This window comes from Mycobacterium sp. GA-1199, assembly GCF_001500045.1.
In the GTDB taxonomy this organism is placed as follows: Bacteria; Actinomycetota; Actinomycetes; order Mycobacteriales; family Mycobacteriaceae; genus Mycobacterium.
In genome coordinates this window covers 56,480-69,901 of the sequence record NZ_LQIX01000045.1, presented here as the reverse complement: position 1 = coordinate 69,901, position 13,422 = coordinate 56,480, and the positions used below count along the sequence as shown (strand labels likewise).

Here is a 13,422-nt window from a genome sequence, read left to right as displayed (position 1 = left end):
TCGGGTGCTCTAGGTGACGGCGCCGGCCGTCTTCAGTTCGATGATGCGGTCCCAATCCAAGCCGAGTTCCAGCAATATTTCGTCGGTTTGCTCGGCGAACCCCGGGGCGGGTCCGCTTTGGGGTGCGCTGACATCGAACTGGACCGGATTGGCAACCAGTTCGAGTTCGCCGGCCTGCACCAGATAATCGTTGGCGCGGATCTGGGCATCTTCGGCCGCCTGCAGCGTGTCCTGCACCGGTGCCCACGGCCCGAGCAACGTCGCGAACCGTTCGCTCCACTCCGCGAGCGGACGCTTCGACATCGCCTCCTTGAGGATCTCGGCTGCCGCCTCGGTGTTCTCGGCGATCGACTCCGCTGTGGCAAAGCGCGGGTCGTCGGCGAGTTCGTCGAGGCCCATGTGTTTGCAGACGTCGGCCCAGAACTTCGTGGGTTGCATCATCACGAACGAGATGTAGCGGTCGTCGGCCGTCGGGTACAGCCCGACGAGCGGGTTGATCGGCGAACCGTGCACACCCGGCGGGAAGGCCTCCATGCGCTGGCCGAGGTGTTTGGTCAGCGCGACCGTGTGCCCGAGCGACCAGAGGCCACTTCCGAGCAGCGACACGTCGACCACCGACGGCTCGCCGGTGCGCTCGCGTTTGAGCAGCGCCGCGGCGATGCCGCCCGCCAGGTTCGTGCCCGAGATCGTGTCCCCGTAGGCGGGTCCCGGGGGGCCGACCATGCCCGGTGTGCCGGGTGGCGTGATGGTGGCCGCGGTGCCCGCGCGGCACCAGAACGCGGTCATGTCGTATCCGCCCTTGACGGATTCCTCGCCTCGCGGGCCGAGGGCGCTGCCCCTGGCGTAGATGATGGCGGGGTTGACCGCCCGGATGTCGTCGACGTCGATGCCGAACCGCTGCCGGTGCCCCGGCAGGAAGCTGGTCAGGAAGACGTCGGCCCGACGGGCAAGTTCGAGCAGGACTTCTTTGCCTTCGGGCACCGACATGTCGAGGCCGATGCTGCGCTTGCCTCGGTTGGCGTGCTCGATGTTCGGGTTGGGATCGCCTTCGACGCGCAGCAGGCCGGTCTGCCGCAGCCCCCGCTGCGGGTCGCCGGTCACCGCGTGTTCGACCTTGACCACGTCGGCGCCCCACTCCCGCAGCACCGCACCCGCGGAGGGGACGAACCCGTACATCGCTACTTCCAGGACGCGGATGCCGTCCAACGGTCCACTCACAGCTGTCTCCTCCTCGCGCAAGCGCTCATCAGCCGCCGGTCACCACCGTTGCGAACGTCTTGGATTCCAGAAACTCCTCGAGGCCGGCCCTGCCCATCTCGCGGCCGATGCCGGACTGCTTGTATCCGCCGAACGGGCTGTCGGGGCTGAAGTAGTTGCCTCCGTTGATGCTGAACGTTCCCGTGCGGATGCGCCGGGCCACCGCGAGCGCGCGGTCCTCGCTGCCGAACACCGCGCCGGACAGGCCGTAGATGGAGTTGTTGGCGATTCGGACCGCATCATCGTCGTCGTCGTAGGCGATGACGACGAGCACCGGCCCGAACACCTCCTCCTGGGCGATCTCGCTGTCGGGGTCGACGTCGGTCAGCAGCGTCGGCGTATAGAAGTAGCCGGGGTCGACCTTTTCGCCGCCGGTCACCAGCTTCGCCCCGGCCTCGATCGCGCGCTTGACCATCCCGTCGACCTTGTCGCGCTGCTTCTCGCTGATCAGCGGTCCCATGTAGGTGCCCTGTTCGGCCGGGTTGCCGTAGCGGACCAGACCGAAGTTGTTCTTGACCAGTTCGACGATCTCGTCGTGGTGGGTACGCGGCACCAGCAGCCGCGACGTCAGCGCGCAGCCCTGACCGGCGTGGCTGACCATGCTGAATGCGCTGAACAACGCGGCCGTGTTGAAGTCGGCATCGTCGAGCACGATCGCGGCCGACTTGCCGCCCAACTCGAGGAAGACCTTCTTGAGGGTCTCGCTGGCGGCAGCCATGATTCGGCGCCCGGTCGGGGTGGACCCGGTGAACGTCACCATGTCGACGTCCGGGCTGGTGGTCAGCGCGGCGCCCACCTCCGGATCGGCACCGCTGAGCACGTTCACCACACCGGCGGGGATGTCGGTGTGGTTGGCGATCAGCTCACCCAGAGCGAGCGTGACCAACGGAGTGTCCGGCGCTGATTTCAGAACCACCGTGCAGCCGGCGGCCAGCGCCGGTGCCAGCTTCGCCAGCGCGAGCTGGTTGGGGTAGTTGTAGGCGATGATCGCGGCGACCACGCCCGCGGCTTCCTTCTCCACCCACCGGTGGTGCTGCATACCGCGGCTTTCGATGTTTCCGAGATCCTCGGTCATCGGATAGGTCTTGAGCAGCTCGGCGTAGTACCGCACGATCTCGATCGGCTGGTCCAGCTGCGCACCTAGACAGAGCGCTTCGGTGGCGCCGACTTCGGCGATCGTCAGCGCGGCGAGCTCATCGCGGTGCTCGACGAGCGCGCGGTGAAACTGCTCGAGGCAGCGGACACGCAGGGCCACATCGGTCGACCAATCGGTCTCATCGAAGGCGCGACGCGCGGCCGCGACGGCCGCTTCGGCATCGGCCACGGTGGCATCCGGTGCGTGGCCGAGCACTTCGCCGGTGGCGGGGTTGATGGAAGGAAACGTCCGGGAGGTCTCGAGCAGCTCCCCGCCGATCAGCAACCGGCGATCGACGCCCACGGCTCCGGCGGTTTCGTCACTCGAGATGAGGGTCGCTTCCCGCATCATCCTCCTCAGTTGTGGGGGTTGGCGTCGTGTGATGGAAACTCCATTCTCATCACCGGCGAATCATACATTCGCACAGAGAGAACTCAAGAGAATGATCGGAATCGCTGCTGCCTGCGGATTGCGGTGCGACAATCATCCGTCGAACGTCTCACCAGTGCGAATCGCCGGCGCCTCGTGTCTTGCGGAGTTGCAAGAGCCGAGAGTACGGTTCTCATAATCGAAAGGACGATTCTTGATGGCGTCGCGCGCGCAGGGAAGAGCGAAATGACAGAAGCCCGGGTACAGGCATGAAGAACGCCGTCGTGACTGGAGGCGGTTCGGGAATCGGGCTGGCCGTCGCGCAGCGTCTGCGCGCCGACGGCATGCACGTCGCGACCATCGACATCAACCCGTCGGACGCCGACTTCGCCTATACCGCCGACGTCACCGACCGTGCTCAGGTCGAGGAAGCATTCGACGCCGTACGCGCGCAGCTCGGCCCGATCACGGTGCTCGTCAACGCCGCGGGGCTGGAGAAGTTCAAGCGATTCACGGATCTGAAGTTCGAGGATTGGCAGCGCGTCATCGACGTCAACCTCAACGGTGTCTTCCACTGCGTCCAGGCCGTCCTGCCCGACATGATCGAAGCCGGGTGGGGGCGCATCGTGAACATCTCGTCGTCGAGCACCCATTCCGGTCAGCCCTACATGGCGCCGTACGTGGCCGCCAAGTCCGCAGTCAACGGGCTCACCAAGTCGCTCGCGCTCGAGTACGGGCCCAGCGGCATCACCGTCAACGCGGTACCGCCCGGCTTCATCGACACCCCGATGCTTCGCAAGTCCGAAGAGCGCGGCTACCTGGTGGTGCAACAGAACATCGACTCGACCCCGGTGCGCCGCATCGGCAGGCCCGAGGACATCGCGGCTGCCTGCGCATTTCTGATCTCCGAGGAGGCCGGATACATCACCGGACAGATCTTGGGCGTCAACGGCGGCCGAAACACGTAGCGGCGACAAGTAATAAGGAAAGGATCCTCAGTGGGACGCGTACAGGGAAAGGTCGCATTCGTCACCGGTGCGGCTCGTGGGCAGGGACGCAGCCATGCGGTACGGCTGGCTGAGGAGGGCGCCGACATCATCGCGGTCGACCTCTGCGAGAACATCGACACCATCGGTTATCCGATGGCCACGCCGGAGGATCTCGAGGAGACCGCGGCGTTCATCGAGAAGACCGGCCAGCGTGTCTACACGGCCAAGGCCGACGTGCGCGAGGCCGCACAGCTCAAGGCCGCGGTCGAGGAGGGCATCGCGCAACTCGGCGGGCTCGACATCGTCGTCGCCCAGGCCGGTGTCGCGGGGATGAAAGGTCAACCGCCCCTGCAGGCGTGGATCGACGTCATCAACACCAACCTCATCGGGACCATCAACGCCATTCAGGTGTCGCTGCTGCACCTCAAGGAGGGCGCGTCGATCATCGCCACCGGTTCCACCGCGGCGCTGATGGACACCCATCAGAAGAACGACCCGGGCAACGACCCCGGTGGCATGGCTTACGTGCACTCCAAGCGCGCGCTGTCGGCCTACGTGCACGACCTGGCCACCGAACTCGCGGCGCGGGGTATCCGCGCCAACGTCGTACATCCCACCAACTGCAACACCAACATGCTGCAGAGCGAGCCGATGTACCGGTCGTTCCGGCCCGATCTGGAGAAGCCGGAACTCAAGGACGCCGAGCCGGTCTTCTACGTGCAGCAGGCCATGAAGGTGCCGTGGGTAGAGCCCGAGGACATCAGCAACGCGGTGCTCTGGCTGGCTTCCGACGAAGCCCGCTTCGTCACCGGCGCCCAGCTGCGCGTCGACGCTGGCGGCTACCTGAAGTGGTATGACTACCACAACTGAGCAAAGGAGTTGCGACAGTGAAGGTTTGGGTTGACGGAACACGCTGCCAGGGCCACACCCTGTGCGCGATGATCGCACCCGATTCGTTCGAACTCGACGACGTCGACGGCCACGCGTCGGCGGTGAACGAAGTGGTTCCCCCGGACCAGGAGGAGCTGGTGAGAGAGGCCGCGCAATCATGTCCGGAGCAGGCCATCGTCATCGAATGACGGTGCTGCCGACGGCCACAGGAAGCAATAGGAGACACGCCGTGACCATCGACGGCAGCGATGTCGCGACCGACGACGACCGCAAGAAGAACAGATACCACTTCGACCGGCACACCCCCGAATACCGGCTGCAGTTCGAGAAGATCACCGAGGAGATGCATGCTCGGTGCCCGATGGCGTGGACGGACACCTACAACGGGCACTGGGTCGCCGCGGACAGCAAGCACGTGTTCGAACTGGCCCGCTGCCCCGCGGTGTCCAACCACCACGACATCACCGGCGAAACCCCGTTTCAGGGCATCACCATCCCGAAGGCCAGTCGTGCCACCGTGGTTCGCGGCGGCATCCTGGAGATGGACGAACCCGAACACAGCGCCTACCGCGGTGCGCTGAACCCGTATCTGTCACCTGCGGCGATCAAACGCTGGGAGCCGTTCGTCGACGAGATCACCCGCGCGGCACTCGATGAGCACATCGAGTCGGGCCGAATCGATTTCGTCGAGCACCTCGCCAACGTCGTGCCGGCGGTGTTCACGCTGGCGATGATGGGCATCGACCTCAAGAAATGGAACGTCTACAGCGAGCCGACCCACGCCTCGGTGTACACGCCCGAACACGCTCCCGAGCGGGAGAAGATCAACGAACAGCACCGTGAGATGGGGATCGACCTCATCAACAACATGATGGAGATCCGGGAGAACCCACGCCCCGGTCTGGTGAACGCGCTGCTGCAGTTGCGCATCGACGGTGAACCGGCCCCGGACATGGAGATTCTGGGCAACCTGGGGTTGATCATCGGCGGCGGTTTCGATACCACCACCGCACTGACCGCGCACGCCCTGGAATGGCTCGGCGAGCACCCCGACGAGCGGGAGCGCCTCAGCCGCGAGCGCGACGCGCTGTTGCACCCGGCCACCGAGGAGTTCCTGCGATTCTTCACCCCAGCGCCGGGTGACGGCCGGACGTTCTCCGAGGACGTGGAGGTCGAGGGCCAGCAGTTCAAGAAGTACGAGCGGCTGTGGCTGTCGTGGGCGATGGCCAACCGTGACCCCGCCGTCTTCGAGAAGCCGAACGAGGTGATGCTCGACCGGAAGGGAAACCGGCACTTCAGTTTCGGCATCGGTGTACATCGCTGCGTGGGATCCAACGTGGCGCGGACGGTCTTCAAGTCGATGCTGACTGCCGTGTTGGACCGGATGCCGGATTACGTGTGCGATCCGGAGGGCACGGTTCATTACGACACGATCGGGGTGATCCAGGGCATGCGGAATCTGCCCGCCACCTTCACTCCGAGCAAGCCGCTTGGCCCGGGCCTCGACGAGACGTTGGAGAAGCTTCAGCGCATCTGCAACGAACAGGAACTGGCCCGGCCGATCACGGAACGCAAGGAAGCCGCGGTCATCTCCTGAACTGCGCTCGCCACGGGCGCGAAGGTGATTTGATGGGCAGCGGGCGGGGACATGGGAGGAAACCGGTGACCCGATTCAGGATCTTAGTCGCAGCGGCTGCGCTCATGGTCTCGGTGAGCATCGTCGCTCCACAGCCAGCCCACGCCATGATGCCGCTGGGCAACTACGATCTGCAGACCAACCGTTACACGCAAGCGTCGTGGTTCTGGTTCGTCAGCAACTGCTGGCCGGACAAGCAGCCGGACTGCGTCAAAGTCAGCGCGGCTCCGCGGTTGAAGTTCTACGCGTACTACGGTGGAGAGGCGCAGCTTGTCAACGGCCGGTACACCATGACCGTCGACGTCCCTGACGGCTTGATCTGTCCAGGTCAACGGCTCCCCACTCGCGAGACGTACTCGTGGGATGAGATCTCACTGGTGGGCACCATCGAGTCTCATTACAACGTCGGATGTTTCAACGGCCCCCCGGGCATGCAGTTCTGGACCTTCAAGCTGCAGCGGCTGTAGTTCCTAGCGCGCGTAGCCGGATACGTGCCCTGCTCCGGTGCCTGAATCACGCGCCCGGCGGCGGAACGAACCCGCCCAGCACCCGTTCGATGCCGCGGGCGACCGCCAGCGTCGTGCGGTCCTCCAGGTATGGTCCGACCACCTGAAGACCGACGGGCAGTCCTGCAGCGGTGCGCCCGACCGGGACCGCTGTCGCCGGTAGGTAGGCAACGGTCGGCAACCCGACCCAGCCGAAAAGGTCCAAGTACGAACGGGTTCCGCTGTCCACCGGGAGCGTCCGGTCTGCCATGGGCTCGAGGTGGTCGTGGGCGATGGCAGGCACCACGGCCACCGGCATGAGCAACGCGTCGACCTGGCGAAAGTAGTTCCACATCTGCGCTCGCATCTGCTGCCGCCGCTCGTCGGCCACCAGCCAGTCCCGGTGCTGCAGCGTGGACGACGGGTCCATCAGCGGGTAGAGCAGTTCCATGTGCAATTGGACCACTTCGGGCAGGCTCACCGGCGGCGCCGCGTCGACCAGGTTGATGCCGGCGTCCGCCAACGCCGCAACCGCGGACTCGAGTACCGCCGCGACGTCGCGCTCGACGGGATACGCCGGATCGTCGAGCCAGGCGGCGATGCGCAACCGGCTCAACTTCGATGCGCGCGACGGTGGCAAGTGAAGGCGCCAGCCGGTCGCATCGGCCGCGGGCGGGCCCGCGAGGATATCCAGCGCCAGTTCCAGATCGGCGACATCGCGTGCCAGCGGCCCGATCACCGCGAGGTCGGCCGGCGCCAGCGCGCCCGGCGCCGGTGGGAGATGACCCCGCTGCGGGACGAGTCCCCAGCTGGGCTTGTGCCCGCACACTCCACACCAATTTGATGGCAGCCGAATCGATCCGGCGATGTCACTGCCGAGTTCGAGAGCGGTCAGCCCCGCGGCGAGCGCGACAGCCGCACCCCCTGAGGAACCCCCGCTCGATCGCGTCGTATCCCACGGGTTGTTGGTGACGCCGAAGATGGGGTTGACGGTTTGCCAGTCGGCGACCATCGCGGGAACATTGGTTTTCCCGAAGACAATTGCGCCGGCATCACGGAGCCTGCCCACCGCGTCGGCGTCACGTTCCGGCACCCGATCCCACGCCGGCACGCCACACGTTGTGCGGATGCCCGCGGTCTCGAACGAGTCCTTGACGGTCATGGGGATTCCGTGCAGCGGGCCGACCGCCTCGTCACGAGCCGCGGCCGCATCCGCGGCGTCCGCCGCGCGTTGCGCGCCGTCCACATCAAGGATCACAACGGCGTTCAGTGCCGGGTTCAGCCGGGCGAGGCGATCCAGATAGAGGTCGAGCAGCTCGCGACTGGAGAAGTCTCGACGGCGGATCCCTTCCGCCAGCCGGTGGGCCGGCCACAACGCGACGTCGTCCATGATGGATCCTTTCCTCCGCGACAGACGCATGATGCCCCTGATCGTCGGCTTGTCGCGACAGCTAGCGGCGCAGGAAGGTTCTTCAATCGCTGTAGCGCCGCCGTACGCCGCGGAACCGTTCCCACATCTGTGCGGTGCGCTCGGCCGGTGACACGGTCGCGGTGTCCGGCGGCAGTGCATCGGCGAGTTCGGCGCGCTTGACCACTTGGGTGCGCAACGGAACGGGCTGCCCGTCGAGCATGTGCCGGTAGGTCAGGTTGCCTCGCTCGAAACCCTGGGTGTCCAGCCAGTTGTGGTAGCCGGGGTCGTCGTGTGACAACACCAGCCGCACCTTGCCGTCGGAATCGACTTTCGTTCGACTCGGCGTGTAGCTCACCGGGCGGTACAGGTAATCCATGCTGGTGAAGAACGGCCCCATGTTGGTCAGCATCCACAATCCGTCGTGGGCGTCGTATTCGACGATCAGCGAGTCCTCGGGCGCCAGTCGCCAGTGCATGTTCACCGCCGCGCGGCCGCGTTTGGCGTCGGCGCCGGTCGCGGTCACGTCGGGGAACCGGTTGGGGTGCTCGGCGTCGACACCGCCGTGTGTGAACGGGAATTCGGGCCAGTCCGACATCATTCCGGTGAGGAAGTCACCTGCCCACTCCATGGCGGTGATCATGTCCGCAGGGTTCGGCACCGGCCTGAGGTCGGCCATGTCGACGCGTTCGATGCGCATCCGGGCCGGTCGCTCCTCCCAGCCATCGAAGCCCTGGCGGATGAACAGCTTTCGAGACCCTGCGGTCGTCGGCAGCCAGTTCGGTCCCCGTCGCGGCCCGCCGATGTAAATCTCGAAGCTACCGTTGTCCTCTGTCTTCAGTTGCGCACCAGTCAGATTCGCTTCCGGAACGTCTCCGAACGGTTCGTGCAGGACGCCGGGGCCGTCGGGGCGGGGTCCCTGCACCGTGATGTTGAGGAAGGGGGCGGTGCCGCGTTCGCCCACGATCCGGTACACCGACGTCCCGTCGATCCACGCCTGCTGGTACAGGAAGTCCGCACAGTCGCCACCGAGCTTCCTGGTCGGGTGGCAGAACGTGTGGATCTCGGGATACCGGGTGTTGCGGGTCTCCAACGCGAGGTCGAACGCCTGCCCGAGGTTTTGGGTAAGGAAACGGAAACCGTCTGCCCGGTGGATTCCCGATGCGCCGTTGTGGTCTTTGAAGACGCGCTCCCCCGCCTGTCTCAGCCGATCGCAGAATGCGTCCCACGCCGATCTCAGCGCGGCGTCATCCGGGCCGTCTCCGAACGCCATTCGGTTCCCCTAGCCGTCGAGTTCTTCCAGCATGGCCGATACCACGTCACAGGCGCGGCGCGCCGCTTCGAAGCGGCCTTCCCGCTCGATGCGCGGCCCGATCAGTTCCAGGTCGAAACCGTGCGGATAGCCCGACTTCAGTACCGCCGAGAGGAACGGCCCGATCGGGATGGCGCCGTCACCGGGTACGGCGCGTGCGGGCAGTGCACGGTCGCCGAGGACGTAGTCGCTCAACTGGATCATCTGTGTCCGGGGCAGGGCCCGCTGCACGAGCGCGGTCAGGTCCGCCTCCGCCCAGCAGTGGAACAGGTCGATGCAGACGCCGAGTCCGGTCGCCTCGGCGAGGGTGATCGTGTCGCGCAGGGTGTGCGCGATGTGGATGTCGGCGTACAGACTCGACGCGTTCTCGATCGCCAGAGCCACACCCGCGTCTTCGGCCACCTGGACGCAGGGCGTCACGGCCTCGCCGAACCGCTCCGCCGCCTGTTCCCAAGTGAGGTCGCCTCGCCCGCCGGTCAGCATGTATATCCCCCGTGCACCCAGGGCGTGGGCCGCGTCGATCACCCGCAGCAGCGAGTCCGGGGTGGAGAACAGGTGGTACACCGTTTCCACCGAATATCCCTCGCCGGCAACCACCGTCGCCAGCTCTGGTTCGGACAGCTGCGAGTCGATCAGGCTGAGCCGCCGCACTCCCAGCGCTCGCCAATGCTGCAGCAGTTCGCTCAGCGGCGCCCCGTAGAACGTGACGCTGTGAACCGAGAGCCGCGCGTCGGGCACCTCAGCCCCGGTTCTCAATCGGCACGCCGAAACGTTCCCGGAACGGGCGGAATTCGTCGTGCAGGGCGCTGATATCCTCGCCGATGTCGGTGAGCAGCGCGGTCGAGTAGCGGAACTTGCCGTGCCGATCGCCCGGATTGTCGGCCAGGTATCGCCGCATGGCGGCCTCGGCCTCGACGGTCAACTCTCGGCCACAGAACTCGTAGTAGCGGCGCACGGTGCCGACCTGGTCGGCGATGAAGTCGGCGTAGCGCACGTGCAGGATCCGGGGGTCGTCGACCAGCGGCTCGGCCATGGTGTTGGCGATGCTCTCGCGGGTCAGTGCCAAATGCATCTTCGCCGCGGCGTGCAGGTCGACCGGTCCCACGATGCCCTCGAGGATGTCGGCCATCATCATCGTGCGCGACGCCGCGACCTGCACCGGGTCGCGGTGCAGCCACATCAGCGTGGCGTCCGGATAGGCGTCGAAGAGTTCCTTGAGCCGAAACCCGTGAAACCCCTTGAGCACCCACCGTTTCGATGGCCGACGGTACTGGAATTGCTGCAACATCGCCTTGTGGATGCGGTACTGCGCGGCGGGGTCGGTCGGCAGCCCTCCCACGACGGTCTGCATCGGCACACGCCACCACGCGGTCGGGGTCAACACCCGGAAGTCGAAGGCCCAGGTCCGTTCGTCCTCGGGTAACCCGTCGCCCAACATGTCGTTGTACGGGTGGCTGTGCAGCCATTTCGGCAGCTTGGTGTTGATCTCGCGCCAGTCGGCATCGGCCCGAGCGCGACGCGGGTCGTCGCCGGCGACGGTGCCGGGCGGCGGGGACGGGTACATCACCTCCCAGAATCGCAGCGCGCGGGAGTCCGGGTCGACGGACATCAGCGCGTGCATCAGCGTGGTGCCCGACCGAGGCTCACCGGTGACGAACATCGGCCGCTCGATGACCTCCTCGGCGACCGGGTGGCGCCGCCGGTCCTCGAAGAACTCCAGGCGCGAGGTGAGCAGCCAGTGGCACACCTCGGCGGCGCGCCGCCTGCCGTCGTCATCCATCCCGATCGTGTTCAGGTGGTCGACAACCAATGAGAAGCGTTCCGGCAGCGTCGGATCGCCGTAGTCGCGCAACCCGGTCTCGTCCTGCGCGCGGGCGAGCATGTCCTCTGCGGCCAACCGCGCGGTCACCGGATGTCTCCGCACAGTGTCATCAGTTCGTCCTCGACTTCCCGCACGTTCTTCGCCGACTGGGCGGTGTACCGCAGGCCGGCCATGGCGCCGTAGTCCATGATCTTGGGCACCCGCAGTCCGGCGTCGACGTAGTCCTTGATGACGCCGGCGAGTTGTTTGGGCGTACCGTGCGGGACCATCGCCAGGATCATCTCCGGTTCGACCCGATCCAGGAAGTCGACGATGCGCTCGCGGGTGAGCACCGCCGGGTCGATGTCCTGGTATCCGCGCCAGTTCTCCCCCATCGGATGCTCGAAGCCCACCTTGCGCAGCACGTCTGCCGACACCTGCAGTAGGAACGACTTCACCAGGGGCGCCTCGAGGATCTCGGCCAGCGCGGCGTCGTCGCGGCCCACCAGGCACACCTGGATGAAACACGGCGTGATCGCTAACGGGTCGCGTCCGGCCTTGTCGGCGGAACGGCGGACAGCGGAGAGCTTTTCGGCATAGTCGTCCGGCGACCACGCACCGGTCGGCCACCATCCGTCGGCGTAGCGGCCCACGATGTCTAGCGTGCGCGGACCGCTGCCGCCGATCCAGATCGACGGGAAGCGGCCCTCGTAGGGTTCGGTGTCGAGGCGGGCGTGGCGCAGCCGATAGAACCGGCCGTCGAAATCGACCGGGCCGTCGCTGTCCCACAACAGCCGGATCACCTGCAGCGCCTCTTCGAAGCGACTGACCGGCGTCGTGAAGTCGAAGCCGTACGGCACGGTGTTCTCGGTCTCCCCGCTGCCCAGGCCCAGGACGAAGCGCCCCCTGGCCAGGTGGTCGATCGTCAGCGCGCTCTGCGCCAACAGCGACGGGTGCCGGCGCACGGTGTCGACGACACTGGTCACCAGCGGCACGTTCGTCGTCAGCACCGCGGCGGCCGACGCGACCGCCATACCGTCCAGGTGGCGGTGCGGTGACGGCGAAGCCGTTGCCAGGTCGGTGAATTCGGGCGTCCAGATCGAGTCGGGCCAGAAGCTGACCATGTGATCGGGCATCCAGATCGAGTGGTAGCGGCCGCTGTCGAGGTCGTCGAGCACCGACAGATCCAGGGGCAGCGTGGTCCGCAGGTACGCGGCGGGCCGAACCCTCACTCGCCGCCCCCTCCCTCGTGCGCCGAACGTGGGTTACCGTCACATGGAACCGCCGGATGGCGTGACACAATCCCACACTCGCGCGTCATGTCCGGCCCGTCGCGCGTCATGTCCGGACCGTCGCGCATCACGACCGGTCCGTCTCACCCAGGAACGACTGGGTGTGCGCGATGCGACCGGTCAACGTCTTCGGATCGCCGGTGCACAGACGGTAAGCGGTCTCGGTGATCAGCGAGATGTCTTCGGTGTCGCTCTTGGCCAGGTCGAGCGCGCCGGCGCCCTCGGTGGCGACCGGATTGGTGGGAGCGGCGGCGTTGACGGCGATACCGTCGTCGTACAGTTCGGCCGCAAGGCTTTTCGTCAGCCGATTCAGCGCCGCCTTGACGGTGCCGTACACACCGAAACCGGCGGTGCGGTCGAACTCCGAGAAGGGCGGGCCCTCGGGCAGATCCCCGCCGACCGAGGTCACGTTCAGCACCCAGCCGCGTCCGCGCTCGCGCATCGCCGGGATCGCCATCTGAGTCAGATGCAATGGCGCCATGACGTGCATCTCCACCATCAGCCGGACCCGTCGCTCGGGGAATTCGTCGAGGGGCCGCAGAAACGTGACGGCGGCATTGTTGACCAGGATGTCGGGCGCACCGATCCTGTCGACCACCTCGGCGAACAACCGGGCACGCTGCTCGCTGTCGGACAGATCCGCCGCCACCGCGATGGCCGATCCGCCCGCGGCTTCGATCTCCCCGAGAGTTTGTCGCAGGGAGCCTTGGTATTTCGGGTCGGGCTCGAGCGTGCGCGCGGTCAGCGCCACCGTCGCGCCCTCGCGCGCCAGTCGCTGCGCGATGGCCTTGCCGAGCCCCCGGCTGCAGCCGGTCACCAGCGCGATTTTGCCGTCACACGACACTGT

The 13,422-nt window shown here is 66.4% G+C and carries 13 protein-coding genes; 5 read left to right on the top strand and 8 right to left on the bottom strand.

Features of this window, described 5'->3' with window-relative positions; all coding sequences use genetic code 11:
• Positions 1-9 precede the first annotated feature (9 nt).
• Entirely contained in the window at positions 10-1,218 is a 1,209-nt protein-coding gene (locus AU198_RS19945) for a CaiB/BaiF CoA transferase family protein (protein ID WP_064350304.1), read from the bottom strand.
• 28 nt (positions 1,219-1,246) lie between these two features.
• The gene (locus AU198_RS19940; protein WP_064350471.1) at positions 1,247-2,740 is read right to left on the bottom strand and encodes an aldehyde dehydrogenase family protein; all 1,494 of its coding nucleotides are present in this window, start codon (positions 2,738-2,740) and stop codon (positions 1,247-1,249) included.
• Between the two features lie 290 nt (positions 2,741-3,030).
• On the opposite strand from AU198_RS19940, the gene AU198_RS19935 reads away from it, so the two are divergent.
• The 5 genes from AU198_RS19935 (at position 3,031) to AU198_RS19915 (ending at position 6,744) form a co-directional block, all read left to right on the top strand.
• Entirely contained in the window at positions 3,031-3,729 is a 699-nt protein-coding gene (locus AU198_RS19935; RefSeq protein WP_064350303.1) for an SDR family NAD(P)-dependent oxidoreductase, read from the top strand.
• Positions 3,730-3,759: 30 nt separating this feature from the next.
• Complete coding sequence (locus AU198_RS19930; RefSeq protein WP_064350302.1) at positions 3,760-4,620, top strand: mycofactocin-coupled SDR family oxidoreductase; 861 nt, start codon at positions 3,760-3,762, stop codon at positions 4,618-4,620.
• A gap of 17 nt (positions 4,621-4,637) precedes the next feature.
• The gene (locus tag AU198_RS19925) at positions 4,638-4,829 is read left to right on the top strand and encodes a ferredoxin (protein WP_064350301.1); all 192 of its coding nucleotides are present in this window, start codon (positions 4,638-4,640) and stop codon (positions 4,827-4,829) included.
• Positions 4,830-4,870: 41 nt separating this feature from the next.
• Positions 4,871-6,238 (top strand): cytochrome P450, encoded by a 1,368-nt coding sequence (locus tag AU198_RS19920; protein ID WP_064350300.1) that lies wholly within the window; start codon positions 4,871-4,873, stop codon positions 6,236-6,238.
• A gap of 104 nt (positions 6,239-6,342) precedes the next feature.
• On the top strand, positions 6,343-6,744 hold the full coding sequence (locus AU198_RS19915) for a hypothetical protein (RefSeq protein ID WP_197416171.1): 402 nt from the start codon (positions 6,343-6,345) through the stop codon (positions 6,742-6,744).
• 46 nt (positions 6,745-6,790) lie between these two features.
• Here AU198_RS19915 and AU198_RS19910 read toward each other — a convergent pair whose 3' ends face one another.
• The 6 genes from AU198_RS19910 to AU198_RS19885 all read right to left on the bottom strand — a co-directional run bounded on the left by AU198_RS19910 (position 6,791) and on the right by AU198_RS19885 (position 13,419).
• The gene (locus AU198_RS19910; protein WP_064350298.1) at positions 6,791-8,152 is read right to left on the bottom strand and encodes an amidase family protein; all 1,362 of its coding nucleotides are present in this window, start codon (positions 8,150-8,152) and stop codon (positions 6,791-6,793) included.
• Positions 8,153-8,234: 82 nt separating this feature from the next.
• Positions 8,235-9,443: a DUF1214 domain-containing protein gene (locus AU198_RS19905; RefSeq protein WP_064350297.1), complete on the bottom strand. Its 1,209-nt coding sequence runs from the start codon at positions 9,441-9,443 to the stop codon at positions 8,235-8,237.
• Positions 9,444-9,452: 9 nt separating this feature from the next.
• Positions 9,453-10,238: a sugar phosphate isomerase/epimerase family protein gene (locus tag AU198_RS19900; RefSeq protein WP_064350296.1), complete on the bottom strand. Its 786-nt coding sequence runs from the start codon at positions 10,236-10,238 to the stop codon at positions 9,453-9,455.
• Entirely contained in the window at positions 10,222-11,364 is a 1,143-nt protein-coding gene (locus tag AU198_RS19895) for a sulfotransferase family protein (protein ID WP_502689311.1), read from the bottom strand. The genes AU198_RS19900 and AU198_RS19895 overlap by 17 nt, the downstream gene beginning before the upstream one ends.
• Positions 11,365-11,387: 23 nt before the next feature.
• A complete protein-coding gene (locus tag AU198_RS19890; RefSeq protein ID WP_064350294.1) occupies positions 11,388-12,515 on the bottom strand; it encodes an LLM class flavin-dependent oxidoreductase in 1,128 nt (375 codons plus the stop codon).
• A 127-nt stretch (positions 12,516-12,642) separates the two neighbouring features.
• Entirely contained in the window at positions 12,643-13,419 is a 777-nt protein-coding gene (locus AU198_RS19885) for an SDR family NAD(P)-dependent oxidoreductase (protein WP_064350293.1), read from the bottom strand.
• Positions 13,420-13,422: the final 3 nt, after the last annotated feature.

Excerpts from the sequence above, each read along its gene's own strand:
- AU198_RS19940 (WP_064350471.1), bottom strand. The coding sequence starts at position 2,740 with ATGCGGGAAGCGACCCTCATCTCGAGTGACGAAACCGCCGGAGCCGTG.
- AU198_RS19935 (WP_064350303.1), top strand. The coding sequence starts at position 3,031 with ATGAAGAACGCCGTCGTGACTGGAGGCGGTTCGGGAATCGGGCTGGCC.
- AU198_RS19915 (WP_197416171.1), top strand. The coding sequence starts at position 6,343 with ATGGTCTCGGTGAGCATCGTCGCTCCACAGCCAGCCCACGCCATGATG.
- AU198_RS19910 (WP_064350298.1), bottom strand. The coding sequence starts at position 8,152 with ATGGACGACGTCGCGTTGTGGCCGGCCCACCGGCTGGCGGAAGGGATC.
- AU198_RS19905 (WP_064350297.1), bottom strand. The coding sequence starts at position 9,443 with ATGGCGTTCGGAGACGGCCCGGATGACGCCGCGCTGAGATCGGCGTGG.
- AU198_RS19895 (WP_502689311.1), bottom strand. The coding sequence starts at position 11,364 with ATGCTCGCCCGCGCGCAGGACGAGACCGGGTTGCGCGACTACGGCGAT.